This is a genomic window from Catonella morbi ATCC 51271 (genome assembly GCF_000160035.2).
GTDB lineage: Bacteria > Bacillota > Clostridia > Lachnospirales > Lachnospiraceae > Catonella > Catonella morbi.
Map to the genome: position 1 here is coordinate 547,901 of NZ_KI535368.1, position 17,343 is coordinate 565,243.

The window sequence follows — 17,343 nt, forward strand, 5'->3', positions numbered from 1 at the left end:
TATAGCAAATATATTACTATAATACTATATTATCAGCTTTTCAACAAGTGCAAAATAGTCCAAATTAATTCAAATTCTTTTGCCAAATATTCAGGCCGGGAGAGTCTTTTGTTAACGGAAAATCAGAACTTATATCCGGGGGATTCTATATATCTTTCCTCATCCTCAAACATCACAACCCTTTTTTTGTTCTTTGTCACTTCCCCTATACAAACAGCATCTATTCCCGCACTTCTGAGAGCAAGTGTCAGCTCCTCACCCCTGTCTGTAGCAAGCAGATAGGCTCCTTCAGAGTTTAACTCAAGGGGATTCAGGTTAAAATGATTGGAGATTTCTATGGTTTCCTGTTCATAATTAATCCTGTCGGCGTATATGACAAGTCCTGCTTCTTCTCTCTCTCCGAGATTCCACAGCCCCGCCGTAAGACCTCCCGGTCCCAGAGGAAGCATAGCACTGACCTTATAAAACGGGGCAGTCTCTGTCTCTGCATACGGCAGCCTGTCAGCAGACTTATTAGACATTTTTTCTATATAGATGTCAGGGTAGATCTGCTTAAGGTCCTGCTTATTTTTATCAAATAATTCTATCATTCCCGATTTCCCTACACTTCCGGTAAGAATAATTCTCTGTCCTTCAAATATTCTTTGCCTCTGCCAGGGTGCATCAGAAGTTTTTTTCAGGCAACCCTTCCCCGATATAAATACAGTTTTTCCCGGTTCTGCACTTTCCCTTAAATAAACAGATACTTTTTTAATCTGAACTTCAATCTTATCCGCTAATTTTTTTAGAGAAGATGAAAACTTCCTAAGCTCAGCTTCTTCAAATCCTCCCGCAAAGACAATATCCGCTCTAAGTTCTGTAAGATTTCCGCCCGCACACATAATTTTTCTCAATATCTCATTAAGAGCCTTCTCCGTCAGCACAGGTTCTCCCTTAAAGCTTAGAACTTCTGATGCTTCTGCGACATATCCTGTTATCTGTTCTTCCCTATTTATAGAGACAGAGTAGGCATTCTTTTGGAACAAATGCCTACTCTCCTCCTTTAAATATAATTGCTTTATTACGCTTCTCTCATAAATATAATCAGGAACTTCTATCATCCTTCTATTTCCTCTTCCAAATCATCATCTATATTCGGATCCTCTGATTCAGCCGGAGCCTTTTTCTTCTTTTCTTCCTCTTTCTTCTTTTTCTCTTCTTCTTTTTTCTTCTTTTCTTCCTCTTTTTTCTTCTTCTCTTCCTCTTTTTTCTTCTTTTCCTCTTCAGCCTTCTTTTTAGCTGCTTCAATTTCATACTCGTGAGGCTTATATGTACTTGTATTTAATAGTATTCTATCTTTAAGTACTCCGTTCTCATAAACAAGTTTATAGAGCTGTGCCTTACTTCCGTTTCCTCTGGAAAGGACAACAGAGCTGAGCTCCACCTTTCTGTGCGCCATATCCCTGGTCTCATGTCCGTACACATTGAAGGTAATCTGTCCTCCGTTTGTTATTCCCTCCACATACACAGGATAAGCTGTAGTATTCTTAAATACGAAATCCTTCCAAGTACCTGCTATAGCCGCATCTCGTGCAAGTTCGACATAGTCTACCGTAAGTGAATGATTAAATCTCTGTACCACACCTAATTCTGAAAATAATACCGCATTGTAGAGAGTCGAAGATACCTGACAGATTCCTCCTCCCATATCCGGCACTACCTTACCGTCTACATAGGCAGTACCCATGCCATAACCATTCTGAACAGTATAAGGTGCCATCTTATTATTGGCAGAAAGAGTTTCTCCCGGCATTACAACAGAGCCGTTTATAAGTCTGCATCCGTTGGCTACATTCTGTCCCCTTCCACCGGATGGGTTATATCTTGTAGTGTAACTTCCAAGCAGGTCTGTTACCTTGCTGAGAGCCTCCTTATCATACTTAGGCTTCTTGGTCTCAAGTGCAAGCTCAACATTGGTTTCATCTTCAATCTTTCCGGGAAGTTCATTTAAATATCCCTCCACAACTGCCTTTGCGGAAGCGAAAGCTTCTTTTTGATTAAGGCTTCTTCCTTCCTTACCTCCGCTTACAATAAATTTACCTGCTTCCCTTCTGAGAGTTGCATTTTCGGGAACTACATCATATTTTTCAGCAATACTCTTTATGAATTGATCTACCTTCTTAGAATCATACTTAAATTCAATATTATACTCAGGTTTATTCTCTTTCGCAGACTTTATTGCCTTATATCTGTCAATTATATTGCCCTTTTCGCCTATCTGTACAATTTCATCCACAATATTATTGCTTTTTACCTTAACTCCCAGATCCTTAAAAGAGATAGATTCAGAGCCTTGCTCCTCACCGTTTTCAGTGACAGAAACTACAAGTTCTTTGCTTTTTACCCGATTTGTATAATCAGATAAAAGCTTCTCGGCCTCTTCTTCTGTCTTGCCCCCCATCTCAATTCCGTTTACGCTTATACCCTCGCAAATTACTCCTTCCTGCTTTGAACTAAGCGCCGAAACTGTGACAGCAAGCCCGGCAGTAGCCACTATTAAAACTACCAATACCGAATATACCGCAATTATTAACTTCTTTTTACGCATTTAATACCACCTCTCAATTATCTCCCCAGCATACTTGCAACCATTGGAATAAGCATTGATAATACTACTATAATTATAATAATTTTTGAGACCAGTTTCTGGTTTTTCCTATTATTAAAGTTCATAAGTCATCTCCCAATCCTATTTTTATACTTTTTATAAGTATTTTGACCGCTTTAGTTTATTATGATATAATAATTAAGTGTCAAAAATATGAAAATCAGAACAAAATTTGCCAATAATTATTATTTTCACAATCGGAGGTCAGTATGCCAATTTTCCTTTTATTTGTAATTCTCTTTGCAATGTGGATAAGATATGAAATCAAAAAAAATTCCCAAATTGAGTCTGATAATAAAACAAGTTTCATAGAAAGAGAACGACAGGCAAACTTTGCAAGAAGAGCAGATATTGCAAACCTTGACTATGTCTCTGTTCCTCTTGCCTCTCTTCCCTTTTCGGACAGCTATGATGAGGTGAAGTCTTCATATAAGCTGTCCTCCGACATAGATGCCGAGATAAAGAGCGAAATCCTGACCTGCGAAAAAAATGTAATAGCTTTAAGCCAAAAAAAGATTCTTAACCTTAACGGTTTAAGCAACACCGATATTAAAATGCAGTATGGGGTTGCAAATCTTCAAATCCTGATACAATATGATGAAAATTTTTCAAAACTCTCAAGAACCCTTGCCAAATGGGGCAAGCTTCTATTTGCTGCCGGAGAACTTACCGCCGCTGAAAAGGTTCTTTCTTATGCTGTTGCCTGCAAATCCGATATAGAAGATGTATTTATCACCCTTGCAAAAATATATCATCAAACCGGCAACGAGCTTGGCATAAGTGATCTGGTTAAGTCCTGTGACTGTTTCGATGAGCTTCGCAGGGAAAACATCATAAACCAAATCACATCTGTCTAATTATTCTATAACAACAACAGCCTACATACAATAGGATTTTTTGCTGAATTTTATATATGTTTTTGATATTTTTTATGTGATAAAATTAATAAAAGTCCGATTATCCCTTACAGGAAGGACAGACATCAGCAAGGAAGCACCTGTCACATTTCGGTGTTCCGGCAACACAAATTTCCCTTCCAAGTGCTATAACATCCAGGTTCCAGATTATCCAGACACTCTCAGGCAGCACTTCCATCAGCTCAAACTCCGCCTTTACCGGATCTTCTGTAGTGGTAATGCCCAGTTTCTTTGATATCCTCTTTACATGGGTGTCTACTACTATACTCGGTATATCAAAAATATTACCCCGCACTACGTTGGCTGTCTTCCTGCCGACACCCGGCAATACTATAAGTTTCTCAAGTTCTTTCGGCACCTCTCCGCCATACTCACTGAGCAGCATCCTTGCACAGGCAATAATGTTCTTTGCTTTATTATGATAAAACCCTGTAGAATATATATCCTTCTCCATTTCTTTAAGGTCTGCACCGGCAAAATCTTCCAGAGTTTTGTATTTCCTAAATAAATCCTTTGTTACTATATTTACTCTTGCATCCGTACATTGGGCACTGAGTATGGTGGCAAAAAGCAGTTGCCAGGCATTATTATGTTCCAGATAAGTACGGCTCTCCCCACCATACCTCTCTATAAGACGGCGGATTATCTCATCTATCCTCTCTCTTTCCTTTTTTGACAGTTTTTTCATATATTCATTCTCCGTTAAATTTAATTTTGCACAATCTAATATAACATAGATAGAATATATAGTCTATAGGGGTTATTGTAGTTTTCCCTTCATCTCCTTAAATTTCCTTTCGACATCACCTTCAAAACCAAGCAAAAATACTTTTCCACCCTTCTCAGTTATCTTTATAAAAGGCTTGTTATCCGGTCTTACGAGCAGTATCATATTCTCTTTTCCGCTCCTAAAGTTACCTTTTAAAATATCCTCAAAGGCTGTACCGTATACTCTTACCAAATCGTTTGGAAGCTCATTTATCAGTTCAATATTTTCAATTTCTGAGAACTTAATATTATATTCTGTAATTCCCTGACTTGCAGTTATTTCCTCTTTGCTTACCTGTATTTTGATAGGTTGTTCATAATAAATATGAAGTGCGGGACCTATAAACGGCAGAGCCAAAGTAAAAATCAGTATAAATCCCATTATTACCTTGCCTGATGTGCGGGCAAGATTCATTGTAGTATTCATTCCTACCCTCTCATTTACAATAAGCTTGCTGTCATTAGGATTGTAATATATCATTCCTCCAATCCATTTATCATCCTCATCTACAATTGCCCCGATTCCGCTTCCTTTTGTAAGCTTCTCCTGCATCTTCCTAATCTTTATTTCAATTGCCACAGCTTCTATGCAAATTGCCGTAGAAAGTCCCAGCACAAGAACCAATGCAAGAACCTGATTATTTATAAAAAGTAGTCCTGAATAGCTTAATACTGCTGTCATCCAGGATGCAATAAACCAGATTTTAGACCAGTTATAATGCCTGATCTGAGTCAGTACTCTCGTCAGATCTTTTTCTTCATTTACCGTTTCTGAGCGGTTTCTATAAAGATAGCGATACATAAACCAAAATATAATTATAGTTAATCCCGAAACAATATACAGCATATAAAAGGTTTTATCCCAAATCAAAGGCAGTAAACTTAAAATACATGGAATTATAAAAAGAAACGGAGAAAGCTGTTTAAACTGGGGAATGGTTGCAGTATCAACAGATATGCTACCTGTTGCATTATATACCCAGCCTTTTTCTCTTTTAATCTTTTTTAAGTCTCTGTTACAAAGATAAAAAGGTATTGCATATAGAAAAATAACAAGGTCTGTCCACACAAGCCAGTAGGTAAGCAATATCCAAAGTTTTGATATAAAAATTCCCGGAATAATTGCGAGCAAGAAGAGTAAAGTCAGGATTTTTACCTGCTTTTTATATTTATTAAGCCTTGAGATTACATCTGCATCACGCTTTCCTTCCTCCATAAATGTTACACCGACTGCTATATTTTTCTTAAACTTTGCATTATTTATAAGTAAATATCCCATAAGAGGAGCAATCCAACATATACTCGCCCACATAAGTATTTTATAAAACATTACAATCCCTCCTTATAGTATTCCTTGCAAAGGGTAAGCACTTCATCTAAGGACAGCTCTGAAAGCTGGAGTTCTGAAATGATTACTCTTAATTCCTTCAATGTTTCTTCTTTAACAGGACTCTCTTTAGCCTTATTACTGATTAGAGTTCCCTTCCTCCTGTCTGTTACTATATAACCTTCATTATTTAACATCTGATATGCCTTGCTCACAGTCATCATATTGATACCGCTTTCATCTGCAAGTGCTCTAATAGTCGGGAGCCTTTCCCCCGGACTAAGCTTCCCCTCCGCTATTCCAACAACAATCTGGTCACGCAGTTGCTGGTAAATAGGGGTTTTACTTTCAAAATCAAAGATTAAACGCATATCTTCCTCCTTTCCAAAGTAAAATTATTTATGAATTATTTATCTTATTTGAATTATAACATATAATGCAAATAAGTCAATCGTATTTTTCATCTTCAATTAAATAATCAGGAGTTTTTATTCTTTGTGGATATAAAATTCTTGGAACCTCTTGACAAAATTACTTCTATATAGTATCATTCCAAAAAAATAAATTTCTATATAGAACTATTTGGAGGATATATGAAAACAGAAGGCGGATATTTAATAGGGCGTATCAAATATTTAAGCGGAAGGCGGTTAAATAAACTTTTTTCGGAGTCAGGATTAAATGAGTTCAATGGAGAACAGGGGAAAATCCTCTATCAGCTTTGGAAAAAAGAAGGTATCAGCAGCAAAGATATAGCCTCAGAAACCGGGCTTGCAATCAATACTCTTACAAATATGCTTGATAAAATGGAAGCTTCCGGGCTTATTTTCCGGATACCCTGCGATAAAGACAAGAGAAAAAAATATATTTTTTTAACTCCAAAAGGAAAAGCTTTAGAGGATAAATCACAGGTTGCAGCCGAAAAAATGAGTGAGATTTTCTATACCGGCTTTAATCCTTATGAAATAGAAATATTTGAAAACTATCTAAGAAGAATAATTGCTAACTTGGAGGAAGAAGAAAATGGTAAATAATCTTGTAACGGAATTTACAGACAACTCTGCATTCTACCTGAAACTACTGTTTGAGCACATAGGAATTACCTTTGTTTCTGCTATAATTGCTATAATAATAGGTCTATCTGTAGGTATATGGATAAGCACGAAACCTAAACTTGCAAACTATGTTATCTCTATAGTAAATGTGGTTTATACCATCCCTTCCATAGCCCTGCTCGGATTTTTAATATCTTTTACGGGAATTGGCAATACTACAGCAATAATTGCCCTTATCATCTACGCCCTGCTTCCTATAGTAAGAAGTACTTATGTAGGAATAACAACCATTGATCCTAAAATCATCGAAGCCGGCAGAGCCATGGGCAGTAAAGAATTTCAAGTGCTATATAAAATTAAGCTCCCCTTGGCATTTCCTGTAATTTTTGTTTCCATAAGAAACATGGTTACCATGACTATAGCTCTAGCCGGTATAGCATCCTTTGTAGGTGCGGGCGGACTCGGAGTAGCCATTTACCGAGGTATTACCACCAATAATAGTGTACTTATTTTTATCGGAAGCCTGTTAATTGCCCTGCTTGCCTTAACAACAGACGGTATTTTGGGAATATTCGGCAAGTTGATTACTACCCACAAATTAAAAAAGTTTCGAGCTAAAACTGTTATAGCCGGAGTTTTGATTGTAGTTGTATTTTTTTCTGTAATAGGAATACGTGAAAGTCACAAAACTGATACTGTCAATATTGCTTCAAAGCCTACCTCTGAGGGCTATATCTTGGCAGAGATTACCGCAGCACTAATAAAAAGTGACACAAATCTAAACGTAAACATAACTCATGGAGTAGGCGGGGGAACTTCAAATATACATCCTGCCATAGTAAAAGGCGATTTCGATATGTATCCCGAATATACAGGTACTTCCTGGCAGATAGTTTTAAAAAGAAACGAGCCGTACACCGATGATGATTTTGATACATTAAATAAAGCTTATCAGGACGAATATAAGCTCACATGGAAAGGAATGTTCGGTTTTAACAACACCTATAGCTTGGGTATAAGAAGAGATTTAGCCGAAAAATATAAAATTAAAACCTTTAGTGATTTAGTAAAATATGCTAAAGACTTTACCTTTGGTGCAGAATATGACTTTTTTGAAAGAGAAGATGGCTTTAATGCTCTGTCAAAGGTCTATAATCTAAATTTCAAGAAAAATTCAGATATGGATAACGGACTTAAGTATCAGGCTTTATTTGATAAAAAGTTAGATGTAATGACTGTATTTACAACCGACGGGCAGCTCAATGACAAAAGGATAGTCGTACTTGAAGATGACCTTAACTTCTATCCTAAATATATGGCAGGTATGGTTGTAAGAGAGGAAGTACTTAATAAGCATCCTGAACTAAATACTGTACTTGACAAGCTGAACAATCTTATAGATGAAGGTACTATGGCAAAGCTAAACAACAGGGTTGAGACAGGAAAAGAAAATCCGAAGGATGTTGCAATCAGCTTCTTAGAAGAAAAGGGCTTTACGGAGGTAAAAAATGACTAAGTTAATTGAATATAAAAATATATGCAAATCCTATTCCGGCACTCCTATCCTTCATGACTTTAATCTTGAGATAAATGAAGGTGATTTCCTATGTGTTGTAGGAACTTCGGGCTCAGGAAAGACCACTATGATGAAAATGATTAACGGCTTATTAACCCCTGATGAAGGTGAGCTTCTTATATCAGGCAAGAATATAAAGGACGAGGATATTATTTCCCTCAGAAGAAAAATAGGCTATGCCATACAGGGAAACGGATTATTTCCGCATATGACTGTTGCCGAAAATATAGGCTATGTGCCAAAGCTTGAAGGTGCTGACGATAAGGCTATAGAGGGCATTGTCGATAAGATGCTCAAACTTGTGGGGCTTTCTGCTGATGTAAAAGGAAAATACCCTGACGAACTCTCAGGCGGACAGCAGCAAAGAGTAGGTCTTGCAAGGGCTTATGCCAATTCACCGCTTATTTTGCTGATGGACGAGCCTTTCGGTGCAGTTGACTCTATCACAAGATATCAGTTGCAAAAGGATTTAAAAGAAATCCATAAGGCTACAAATTGTACCATAGTTTTCATTACGCATGATATTCAGGAAGCTTTTAAGCTTGGAACTCATATTTTGGTAATGGATGAAGGCAAGATACAGCAGTACGGAACAACCGATGAGGTAAGGAATAATCCTGAGGGAGATTTTGTAAAGAAACTGATAGATATGACTAGATGATACAGAAAGTGGGTGCCAAAAACAGCACCCACTTTTATTTATTCTTTTAATCTGCCTATTCTCTTACTTATCAGCTTATTTATAAAAACAAGCAAGACTACCACGATAATAAAACTAAGCCAAATAAATACATGATAATAACTATTGCTAAGATATCCTCTCTCAGCAGCATCCATTTCAGGCGTTATCTTTGCTTTAGCTGCATTTAACAGATACTCCCCCAAAAACTGTCCTATCAATATACCGATTACATTACCGATTGTGATAGCATAGGAATACAAAGTCCCGCCAAACATTGTAAATAAAATTATAGCAACCCAGATATAGGCAAACTTATTATGTGTCAGCCAACCAAAGAAGTAGATATCTTTAAGCCTTATCGATATAAGATATGTTATTCCAAAAATAATTAGCTGGATACTTAGATGCTTTATTCTTTTAAGTATTATTTCTTTCATGTATGATTACTCCTCGTAAATTATTCAACCCATATTTTTATACCTTCAATATTACATGATGTGGGTGTCAAAAGGTAATAAATTCTTTTGCAAGCAAGCTTGCACAGAATTTTTATACTTTTTACACTTGTATCATTACATTAAAATTGTAACAAAAAGAAATTATTCTGTAAAATTTCTAAGTCCGCAAAATTAAATTGTGCTTGATTTTATTTTTGTTATATGCTACTATCTAGTTGTAAAAAATATCACAAATTGAAAGGAGAGTTTTATTATGGAAAAGACAATGAACATTTACTTATCAAATTTAGTACATTTTTATCACAAACTACAGAGCTATCACTGGTATGTACAGGGAAAGACCTTCTTTCAGGCACATGCTAAACTCGAAGAGTATTATAACTTTATTAACGGACAGATAGACGAGCTTGCTGAACTTATGCTTATGGATGGCAAAAAACCTGTTTCTACTATGAAGGGCTTTGCTGAATTGGCAACAATTAAAGATCCTGCAGGTGATTTTGTTCAGGATATGCACGCTGTATTTAGTGATGTACTTGCAGACTTTGAAACACTTCACGCTTGTGCAAGACTTCTTAAAGAAAAGGCTGATGCTGAAAATGATACTCTAGTAAGTGCAAAAATGGATGGTTTCCTTGAGGAATATGCAAAAATTCTTTGGATGCTGAGGAGTACTTTGGCATGATTTATTCCTAATTTGGAATTATTTCAGGTTTAATAAAATGGGCTGTCGCATTAAGTAAAAATACAACAAGATATAGCAAATTTGTCATTAAATTATCACTGTATTTTGTGTATCTAATTCTCAATGCGACCGCCCTTTTTCGCTTTTATCACCTGTCTATTTTATAAAATCAAATATACTCATCTGCTCTACTCTCCATTTTCTTTGGTCTGCCTGATGGATTACATCCCCCTCTAAACTCCTTCCTATCAGAAACGGTGAGTTTTTGTCATGCATGGCCATATTTCTTCTTACCGTATCATCACTGAAATTTGCGTAGCAATATTTACACCCATGTCCACAACTGTTATAGGCTCCTATATCTGCCGTGATAAGGCAGGCACATTCTTTCCTGCCCGGTTTCAGCTTAGGGGCATCAAGCCTTGCACCGAGTGCTGTTTCAAAGGTTTTAAGAGTGGCACAACCGCTGCAGTCTGCTCCGTATTTACTTAATTCATCGCCTTCCGCACAAGGCTTTATAATAAAACCGTATTTTCTTCCTATATCTGTAAAAGCCCTTCCAAGCTTTTCTCGGTCCGCCTTTGTCACAGCTTTAGCTTCGGGGAAATTCTTTTTCACCTTTTCAAATAAGTCTATGAAACTTATTACACAGGTTCCGGTGTAGCCCGAAAGCTCCTTTGCCATGATCTCAAATTCATATATATGTCTGTCTGTACTGTATTCCTCCGAAATGAAAATCGGATCATAACGCCAGCCCATACAATTACTTCCAAGCCTATCAGAAAGCTTCTTAAATCCTTCCATTACCTTCATTTTATCGGGAACTGCAGGCTCTATATCCCTGCCGTAAGGGGTTATGGTCACAAACCAGTACTGCCCGAACGGATTTAATATATCCATTTTATCAAGCATAGGCAGAGGGTTTTTGGTACAAAATGCAATCAAGTCTACTACATCAGGATTTATGTTATATCTGGTAACCGCCTGCGGATTGTAAGGGTTTCTTACAAGCACATAGCCCTCTTTCACCCTGTTTACAAACCACTCACTGTAGAATGCGGGGATATCGGTGCGCTGACCTGTTTGGAGTATCATTTTAGTATATACTCTCCACCATTGCCAAATTCAAAATGTCCGCCGTTTTCAGCACCTGCTTCAAAATTAAACTTGGCGATTCCGAGGTCTACCATATCCTGAATATATTCATCTGTAACCTCCGCCCTTACTTTGCCGTTTTCAAAATAAAAATGTGGTTTCTGAGTATTCTTGGCACTTGGAGCCATTCTTACAGCTTCCATTCCGTTTTTTACCCAGTCAGGCAATTCTACAGTTGTAGTAATTCTATCCTTCACAGACTTTTTCTTGTCATGAAAGCCTATCTTCATCAGTTTTTCCTTAATACCTAGTTTTTCAACTTTGCCAACCACAATTACATCAGGAATTGACACTCCTTCAGGCAGGGTAAACACGCTTCTGTCAAATGTTCCTCCTACCCAACAGGTTCCAAAGCCCATATCCACAAGGTCTAACATTATCCTTTCACCATAATATCCTACCTTTTCTCTAAAATTCTCAGATTCTGTCCGTCCTTTAAGTATGATAACAGACCTTACATTCTTAAAAAATCCATAGGTAAATTTTACATTTGAAAATGCTGACCTTGCATCTTCCACAAGCTCTGCCTCAAGCCCCGAGTCCTCGTTTAATTTCTTTACTAAATCTTCTATATGTGCTATTTCTTCAGGTGTAAATGCTTCTCCTGTAAAGGTTCTTCTTGAAATTCTTTCTTCTACAGCTTTACGCATAGACTTTCCCTCCTGTTTAATTTTGGATTAGTTGTATCACATTTTTACAGCTTATATTTAGTTCCCCTGCCATTTCCCGTTACTGAAATATAATTTTTTCTTATTAAGTTCTTTAGTAAGGTGGTTACCTTTGATTTGCCAAATGGTGTCATATCTGTAATTTCACTGATTGATTTAGGCATTGTTTTACTAAGCACTTCATATACTACCTTTTCATCCTCAGTAAGGTCTGAATTACCAATAACCGGTAATATAACCTTTATTGAATTGTCAAATATCTCAAATACAGGCTTTTTGTCACTATATTTATAAGCTTCCTGTATTCTCACAATTCCGGTTCCTAATATTTCTACAATATGAAGGCGATAAAATACATTGCCTAAAATAGGATTCCTTAATACAAATACATTTCCTTTAAGGTATTCCTCTTCTGAAATGCCGGTAGGTAAGCCTCCCGGAGATGATATTTCAATTCTGTCATCAAACATCATTACTCTAATATGTGCGTTTACATCCCATGTTCTATGTATTAATGCATTAGCAATTGTTTCTCTGAAAGCTTTTTCCGGAATTTTTTCTGCCTTTTTTCTCTCTATTCCCTGAATCTCTTCATACTGATAATAATCCCTATATATACGGACTGCTTTTTCCAACTCTTCCAGTACTGACTCATGTTCAAATGTTACGCGTTTCAATATTATGCTTATGCTCTCGCCAAATCTGGCTATATCAATTCCCGGAAATTCATTTTCATCCGCCAACAATGCTGCTGCCTGTTTATATCCATCTGAATCACTGTATAAATTCAAAGTTTTAAGAACATCCTTATTCAGTGATTTAATACCTATTTCCTGTTTTGCTCTTTTCTCCAATATTTTAAAAGAAAGTTCCTGGTTATCTGCAGGCAATTCCTCATAATTTATATTTTTCCCCTGTAAAATCAGTCTGGTCAGTTCCAATTCATCAACTTCAATAGTAGCTGTGTCATTTCTCCTATATGCCTTAGACTTATATGTATATGGCTTATTCCGGCCTGCTTCTACTGTAAGAATTACAGTTTTATCAGACTCCTGAACCACCAGTTCATACTGTGGTTGTGGGCGAATTGTATCATTAATTTTATTTTCTATATCAAGACAGGACTGTACCGGATTTTTAAGTCCTATCACTTTGCCATCATCAGCTACACCAAATCTAATCTGCCCACCTTCATAATTTGCAAAAGCACTGACTGTTTTTAAAAAAGTATTGGTTATATCTGATTTAAATTCTAATTTCTTTGTTTCTTTCATAACTGACCTCCAATATTTACGATTATATTTTAACTTAATTCAATCGTATTTTCAATCGTAAAAATTTACGACCGAATTTATAGCCGTTATAAATCGTAAATCAGCCAATTACTCCAATCGCTTTTTTATATCATTTACAGATACATCGCCTATTAATACCAGTGAAGCACTATAATCCTCATTACATAAAATTACTTCCTTATCCTTAGGAAAATAAGCCCTAAGCCATATAATAAATTTTGCAAAGTCTTGTAATCTATCACTCGAATTAAAATAATCTATTGCAAATGTACACCTGCTTTTATGCATGCTTAATTCAAACTGATATTTACCCGAATAATTTTCCCATCGAATATCATACAATCCGCCGCGAACTTCAGCAGTAACACCGGGATATCTTTCCTCAATATCTCCGTTAAATTTTACTGTATCAAAGTCATATTTCTCTTCACCATTCATAGAAATAAAATATGTAACAGACATCGATACCTCCTGTTTAATTTTTTACTTACCAAAACCGGAAGTTATATTATTCTTTTAACAATCCGCTTACTATTGTGTAATTGTGCATTTTTTCATTTAATCCGGTTACTTATCCTGAACCGTACTTATATATCCTGCGCCGGATAAACGATCAAATAAAAAACGCTTACTTAACAGCACTGATGCAATTGTAAATATCGCAAACAATATCAAGGCAAAAAAAGTAACTGCTAATAAACATAGGAAGAATAGAGAATCTGCGCCTTTGTTTAACTCATTCATGAGATACAACAGCCCTAAAGGAAGCAAACAAAAGTATTCTGTTAGTAATAATCCTCTTAAAATTGTACGAATCCACCTTGCATTTTCAAATACCAGGCCAAACTTTAGTAAAGCACTGCCTAATGTTTTGCCATTCAATAAAGGTATTAAGCTAAAGTATATGGCTAAAAACAGCGAAAACGGAAGTGATGTTCTTGATATGATATACGGAATATAAACAATCACAGTATCAATAATAAGCGATAGGCAAATACGAATTCCGGAAACCCGGGTACCTGCTTCTAAAGATTTCTCGTCAATTTCCTCTCTGGACGGAAGCAGCCACATTACAATCCTGCCAAGAGCGTATCCGACACAGCCTCCTGTCGTATTTTGAATAATATCGTCTATATCACATAACCGATACGGACCGGGATATATGAAGTAGAGACCTGACAATTGAGTTAACTCAAAGAATAAGCTTAAGAGAGCAGTCAAAAGCATTGTCTTCTTAAAGCTGCATTTAAAATAGTAGCGTAAGTACATTCCAAACGGAATTAACATCAATACATTGAAAGCAGGTACATAAAAGGTAGGATGCTTCAATGCCATAAGCCAAGTTGCAGGCGTAGATATATTTAGCGGATTTTCTTTTATAAAATCCATAACAAATGAAAACGGAACCAAATTCAACATTTCCTCATAGTCGCAGTGGATACTGTCTGCATCCGGCAGCGGTAAAATAACCAATAAATAGATTGTTAGTAAATACAAAATAAATGAATATAAAATCAAGGTACGTAATTTATTTACAGAACCATATTTTCTATAGTTAATAATCATGTATGGCAATGTAATAAGTAATGCCAAAACCGGAAAAAACAGCATTGCAGCTTTGATAGAATTTATATATCCCATTAGTTCTCCTTCATTTCACGAAAATACACCTTCTGTAGCAGAACGGAAGATGCTATTATATATTTTTCACCTTTTCTTGCCTTTGATATATCCACAAATAAAAACAGCAAGAAGAATCACAACAGAAATAGCCTGTACAGCAAGGAATGTTGCTCTTCCAATGTAATTAGGCTGAGATTCAAACAGGTTTGCTAACCAGCCAAACAAATAAATCGGAGTAGCTGCACTATACATCTGTGATAATCCTGCAATAAAAATATCCCTTGTTCCATCTGTTTCAAACAGAAACTGCCAAATATATAAAGCAAGAGAAATAAGCCCCGTTGTACTGCTGATAATTATTGATACCACAAAGCTCCAGTCCGTTTTGGCATATTGTTTGCCAAGCCAAAACCAAAAAATCATCACTCCAAGAGGAAGCACATAAAATAATAACATTCCGATTATAGGAGTCATAATTAAGCGGTTTATCAGCCATCCGATAACTATAGGAACCAAAGTCAGTAAAACTAATTTTGTTTTCTTCATAGTATATCCTCCCAATCCCTCCAACTCACATACGATGTTCCGCCAATATTCATACTTATATCAGATAAATAAAATACCACATTTTTTGCGGTTTCATCATCCAGTAACTCCAGATATTTTTTGGTGTTTGCAGACAGTTTTGGTTCCGGAGAAATTGAACTTTTTATCTCAATCGCAAAGGTGTTGTCCCAATCTGCAATCGTGTCCACCTCAAAACCTCTATTGTCTCTAAAAAATGTTAAATTTGGTTTTTTCGCCTGATTCAAGCGGTGTTTAAGCATTTCTGCAACAGCAAATGTCTCTACCGCAGCTCCCTTGTACCTGCTAAGAAGCAAATCCTCTTTTGAAGCCAACCTCAGAAGATGGCACATAAGCCCCGAATCAACAAAGTATAATTTGGGTGTTTTCACGATACTTTTCCCAAGATTGTTGGTATTTGGTTCAAGAAAATGAATAATAAAAGATGCTTCCAAAATAGAAAGCCAGCTTTTTACTGTTGGTGCAGAAACCCCAACATCTCTTGCAATACCGTCCATAGACAACATCTGTCCACTATGTATTGCACAGATTTGAACAAACTTTCTAAACAAAGCCACATTACCGGTGTTAATCTGATCTCTTACATCCAAATCCAGGTAGGTATCTATATAATTTTCATACCAATCTTCTCTGATAAAATTTCTATCTTCATCATAAAGTGGCGGATATTGCCCCGAAAAAATAACCTCATATGGGTTATCCGGTAGAATCCCTGCAGTCTTTAGCTCATTAATCGAAAATGGAAGTAACTTCAAAAATGCCGCTCTTCCCGCTAAACTGTCAGTTATGTTTTCTTTAAGCCTAAACTGACTTGAGCCTGTCAGTATAAACTTTCCGGGCTCACTCTTTTCCTTATCTACCTGCAATTTTATTGCATCAAAAATCTCAGGTACTTTTTGTGCCTCATCAATAACGGCTCCCTCCGAAAATGCCATAATAAAGTCATTTGGATTTGATTCAGCCATCTTACGCATAGTAATATCATCAAAAGTGACATATTTTTTATTTGAAAAAACAGTTTTCGCCAGAGTTGACTTTCCGCTTTGCCTTGGCCCTGTTATCCCAACAACCGGAAACTGTGATGCCAGTCTGATTAGGGATTTTTCTGCTTTTCTACTAATCATTTTTTCTCCCTTGCTGAAACTAAACAATTATTTTTGTAATAATCTAAAGTTTAGCATGCGTAAAATCTAAAGTCAATATATGTAAAAATCTAAAGTTTCATGTTGTAAAAATCCAAAGTTTAATATTTATCCCAAATTATTGACGAAACATCTTGTGAAATATCGTAATCAAACCACAGGTTTGAAATTACGATATTTTGCAGATGTTTGGTAATACCACCCCATAGTCACAGACCGAAAGCTGTTTATCCTACTATACTATGCAGAAAACTCCGCTAAGTATGTCAACCCTCAGTTGCAAAACTTTTCAAATATGGAAAGCCCTCCCTCCGAAATCATATTAAACCCATTCTTTTTTGCAATATGCTTTGTTATCTCCTGTGCTCCCGCACACTCAATAATCAGCCCGTTTATATTGTTTTCGTTAGCAAAATCAATAAGAGCCTTTGTAACTTCATCCGCTATACCTAAGTGCCAATAAGCTTTATTTATTATCCAGCCTATTTCATAACGCTTATCATCATACTTATGAAATATTATTTGTCCAATCACCCTGCCTGTCTTCTTTTCTTCCAATGCCCATACCAGAGGTTCTTCGCATAAGCCTGCTTCTTTTATAAATTTCTTTGTCTTTTCAAAGGTAAACACAGGCTCTATAAACCTCATTGTCTCTGCATCGGAAAACATAGCAAACAGTGCCTCAGCATCAGACTCTTTCATTTTTCTTATTATAAATCTTTTTGTTTCTATCCTCATATATTTTAAACTCTCTTACATT

General features: G+C 36.3%; 19 protein-coding genes. 5 read left to right on the plus strand and 14 right to left on the minus strand.

The genetic code is table 11. From position 1 onward, the window contains the following. Positions 1–122: 122 nt before the first annotated feature. Positions 123–1,025 (minus strand): AIR synthase-related protein, encoded by a 903-nt coding sequence (locus tag GCWU000282_RS09495; RefSeq protein WP_169730268.1) that lies wholly within the window; start codon positions 1,023–1,025, stop codon positions 123–125. A gap of 71 nt (positions 1,026–1,096) precedes the next feature. Next, positions 1,097–2,587: a VanW family protein gene (locus tag GCWU000282_RS09500; RefSeq protein WP_023354885.1), complete on the minus strand. Its 1,491-nt coding sequence runs from the start codon at positions 2,585–2,587 to the stop codon at positions 1,097–1,099. 269 nt (positions 2,588–2,856) lie between these two features. Between GCWU000282_RS09500 and GCWU000282_RS09505 the strand changes: the two genes are divergently transcribed. Continuing rightward, positions 2,857–3,504, plus strand: coding sequence for a hypothetical protein (locus GCWU000282_RS09505; RefSeq protein WP_023354886.1), 648 nt, complete (start codon positions 2,857–2,859; stop codon positions 3,502–3,504). A 100-nt stretch (positions 3,505–3,604) separates the two neighbouring features. Here GCWU000282_RS09505 and nth read toward each other — a convergent pair whose 3' ends face one another. From nth to GCWU000282_RS09520, 3 genes are all read right to left on the minus strand, one after another. Continuing rightward, positions 3,605–4,252: an endonuclease III gene (gene nth / locus GCWU000282_RS09510; RefSeq protein WP_023354887.1), complete on the minus strand. Its 648-nt coding sequence runs from the start codon at positions 4,250–4,252 to the stop codon at positions 3,605–3,607. Positions 4,253–4,324: 72 nt separating this feature from the next. Then, positions 4,325–5,662, minus strand: coding sequence for a hypothetical protein (locus GCWU000282_RS09515; RefSeq protein WP_023354888.1), 1,338 nt, complete (start codon positions 5,660–5,662; stop codon positions 4,325–4,327). Further along, the gene (locus tag GCWU000282_RS09520) at positions 5,662–6,030 is read right to left on the minus strand and encodes a GntR family transcriptional regulator (RefSeq protein ID WP_023354889.1); all 369 of its coding nucleotides are present in this window, start codon (positions 6,028–6,030) and stop codon (positions 5,662–5,664) included. Before GCWU000282_RS09520 ends, GCWU000282_RS09515 begins: the two co-directional genes overlap by 1 nt. A gap of 222 nt (positions 6,031–6,252) precedes the next feature. Here GCWU000282_RS09520 and GCWU000282_RS09525 point away from each other — a divergent pair, with 222 nt between their 5' ends. The 3 genes from GCWU000282_RS09525 to GCWU000282_RS09535 are packed head-to-tail and all read left to right on the plus strand — an operon-like array spanning position 6,253 to position 8,951. Then, on the plus strand, positions 6,253–6,693 hold the full coding sequence (locus tag GCWU000282_RS09525) for a MarR family winged helix-turn-helix transcriptional regulator (protein WP_023354890.1): 441 nt from the start codon (positions 6,253–6,255) through the stop codon (positions 6,691–6,693). After that, positions 6,683–8,230, plus strand: coding sequence for an ABC transporter permease/substrate-binding protein (locus GCWU000282_RS09530; protein WP_023354891.1), 1,548 nt, complete (start codon positions 6,683–6,685; stop codon positions 8,228–8,230). The genes GCWU000282_RS09525 and GCWU000282_RS09530 overlap by 11 nt, the downstream gene beginning before the upstream one ends. Then, entirely contained in the window at positions 8,223–8,951 is a 729-nt protein-coding gene (locus GCWU000282_RS09535; protein WP_023354892.1) for an ATP-binding cassette domain-containing protein, read from the plus strand. Before GCWU000282_RS09530 ends, GCWU000282_RS09535 begins: the two co-directional genes overlap by 8 nt. 38 nt (positions 8,952–8,989) lie before the next feature. Here GCWU000282_RS09535 and GCWU000282_RS09540 read toward each other — a convergent pair whose 3' ends face one another. Then, positions 8,990–9,409: a hypothetical protein gene (locus tag GCWU000282_RS09540; protein ID WP_023354893.1), complete on the minus strand. Its 420-nt coding sequence runs from the start codon at positions 9,407–9,409 to the stop codon at positions 8,990–8,992. 274 nt (positions 9,410–9,683) lie between these two features. Here GCWU000282_RS09540 and GCWU000282_RS09545 point away from each other — a divergent pair, with 274 nt between their 5' ends. After that, positions 9,684–10,115: a Dps family protein gene (locus GCWU000282_RS09545; protein WP_023354894.1), complete on the plus strand. Its 432-nt coding sequence runs from the start codon at positions 9,684–9,686 to the stop codon at positions 10,113–10,115. 156 nt (positions 10,116–10,271) lie between these two features. On the opposite strand, the gene GCWU000282_RS09550 is transcribed toward GCWU000282_RS09545, so the two are convergent. From GCWU000282_RS09550 to GCWU000282_RS09585, 8 genes are all read right to left on the minus strand, one after another. Then, positions 10,272–11,210 (minus strand): DUF1848 domain-containing protein, encoded by a 939-nt coding sequence (locus GCWU000282_RS09550; RefSeq protein ID WP_023354895.1) that lies wholly within the window; start codon positions 11,208–11,210, stop codon positions 10,272–10,274. Beyond that, entirely contained in the window at positions 11,207–11,920 is a 714-nt protein-coding gene (locus GCWU000282_RS09555) for a nitroreductase family protein (protein ID WP_023354896.1), read from the minus strand. Before GCWU000282_RS09555 ends, GCWU000282_RS09550 begins: the two co-directional genes overlap by 4 nt. A gap of 44 nt (positions 11,921–11,964) precedes the next feature. Continuing rightward, complete coding sequence (locus GCWU000282_RS09560) at positions 11,965–13,212, minus strand: RNA-binding domain-containing protein (protein WP_023354897.1); 1,248 nt, start codon at positions 13,210–13,212, stop codon at positions 11,965–11,967. Positions 13,213–13,320: 108 nt separating this feature from the next. Next, entirely contained in the window at positions 13,321–13,695 is a 375-nt protein-coding gene (locus tag GCWU000282_RS09565; RefSeq protein ID WP_035040180.1) for a hypothetical protein, read from the minus strand. A 105-nt stretch (positions 13,696–13,800) separates the two neighbouring features. Continuing rightward, the gene (locus GCWU000282_RS09570; RefSeq protein ID WP_023354899.1) at positions 13,801–14,874 is read right to left on the minus strand and encodes a VanZ family protein; all 1,074 of its coding nucleotides are present in this window, start codon (positions 14,872–14,874) and stop codon (positions 13,801–13,803) included. Positions 14,875–14,940: 66 nt separating this feature from the next. Beyond that, positions 14,941–15,402, minus strand: coding sequence for a hypothetical protein (locus GCWU000282_RS09575; protein ID WP_023354900.1), 462 nt, complete (start codon positions 15,400–15,402; stop codon positions 14,941–14,943). Continuing rightward, positions 15,399–16,565, minus strand: coding sequence for an ATP-binding protein (locus tag GCWU000282_RS09580; RefSeq protein ID WP_023354901.1), 1,167 nt, complete (start codon positions 16,563–16,565; stop codon positions 15,399–15,401). The genes GCWU000282_RS09575 and GCWU000282_RS09580 overlap by 4 nt, the downstream gene beginning before the upstream one ends. A gap of 291 nt (positions 16,566–16,856) precedes the next feature. Beyond that, the gene (locus GCWU000282_RS09585) at positions 16,857–17,321 is read right to left on the minus strand and encodes a GNAT family N-acetyltransferase (protein ID WP_023354902.1); all 465 of its coding nucleotides are present in this window, start codon (positions 17,319–17,321) and stop codon (positions 16,857–16,859) included. Between the last annotated feature and the right edge of the window lie 22 nt (positions 17,322–17,343).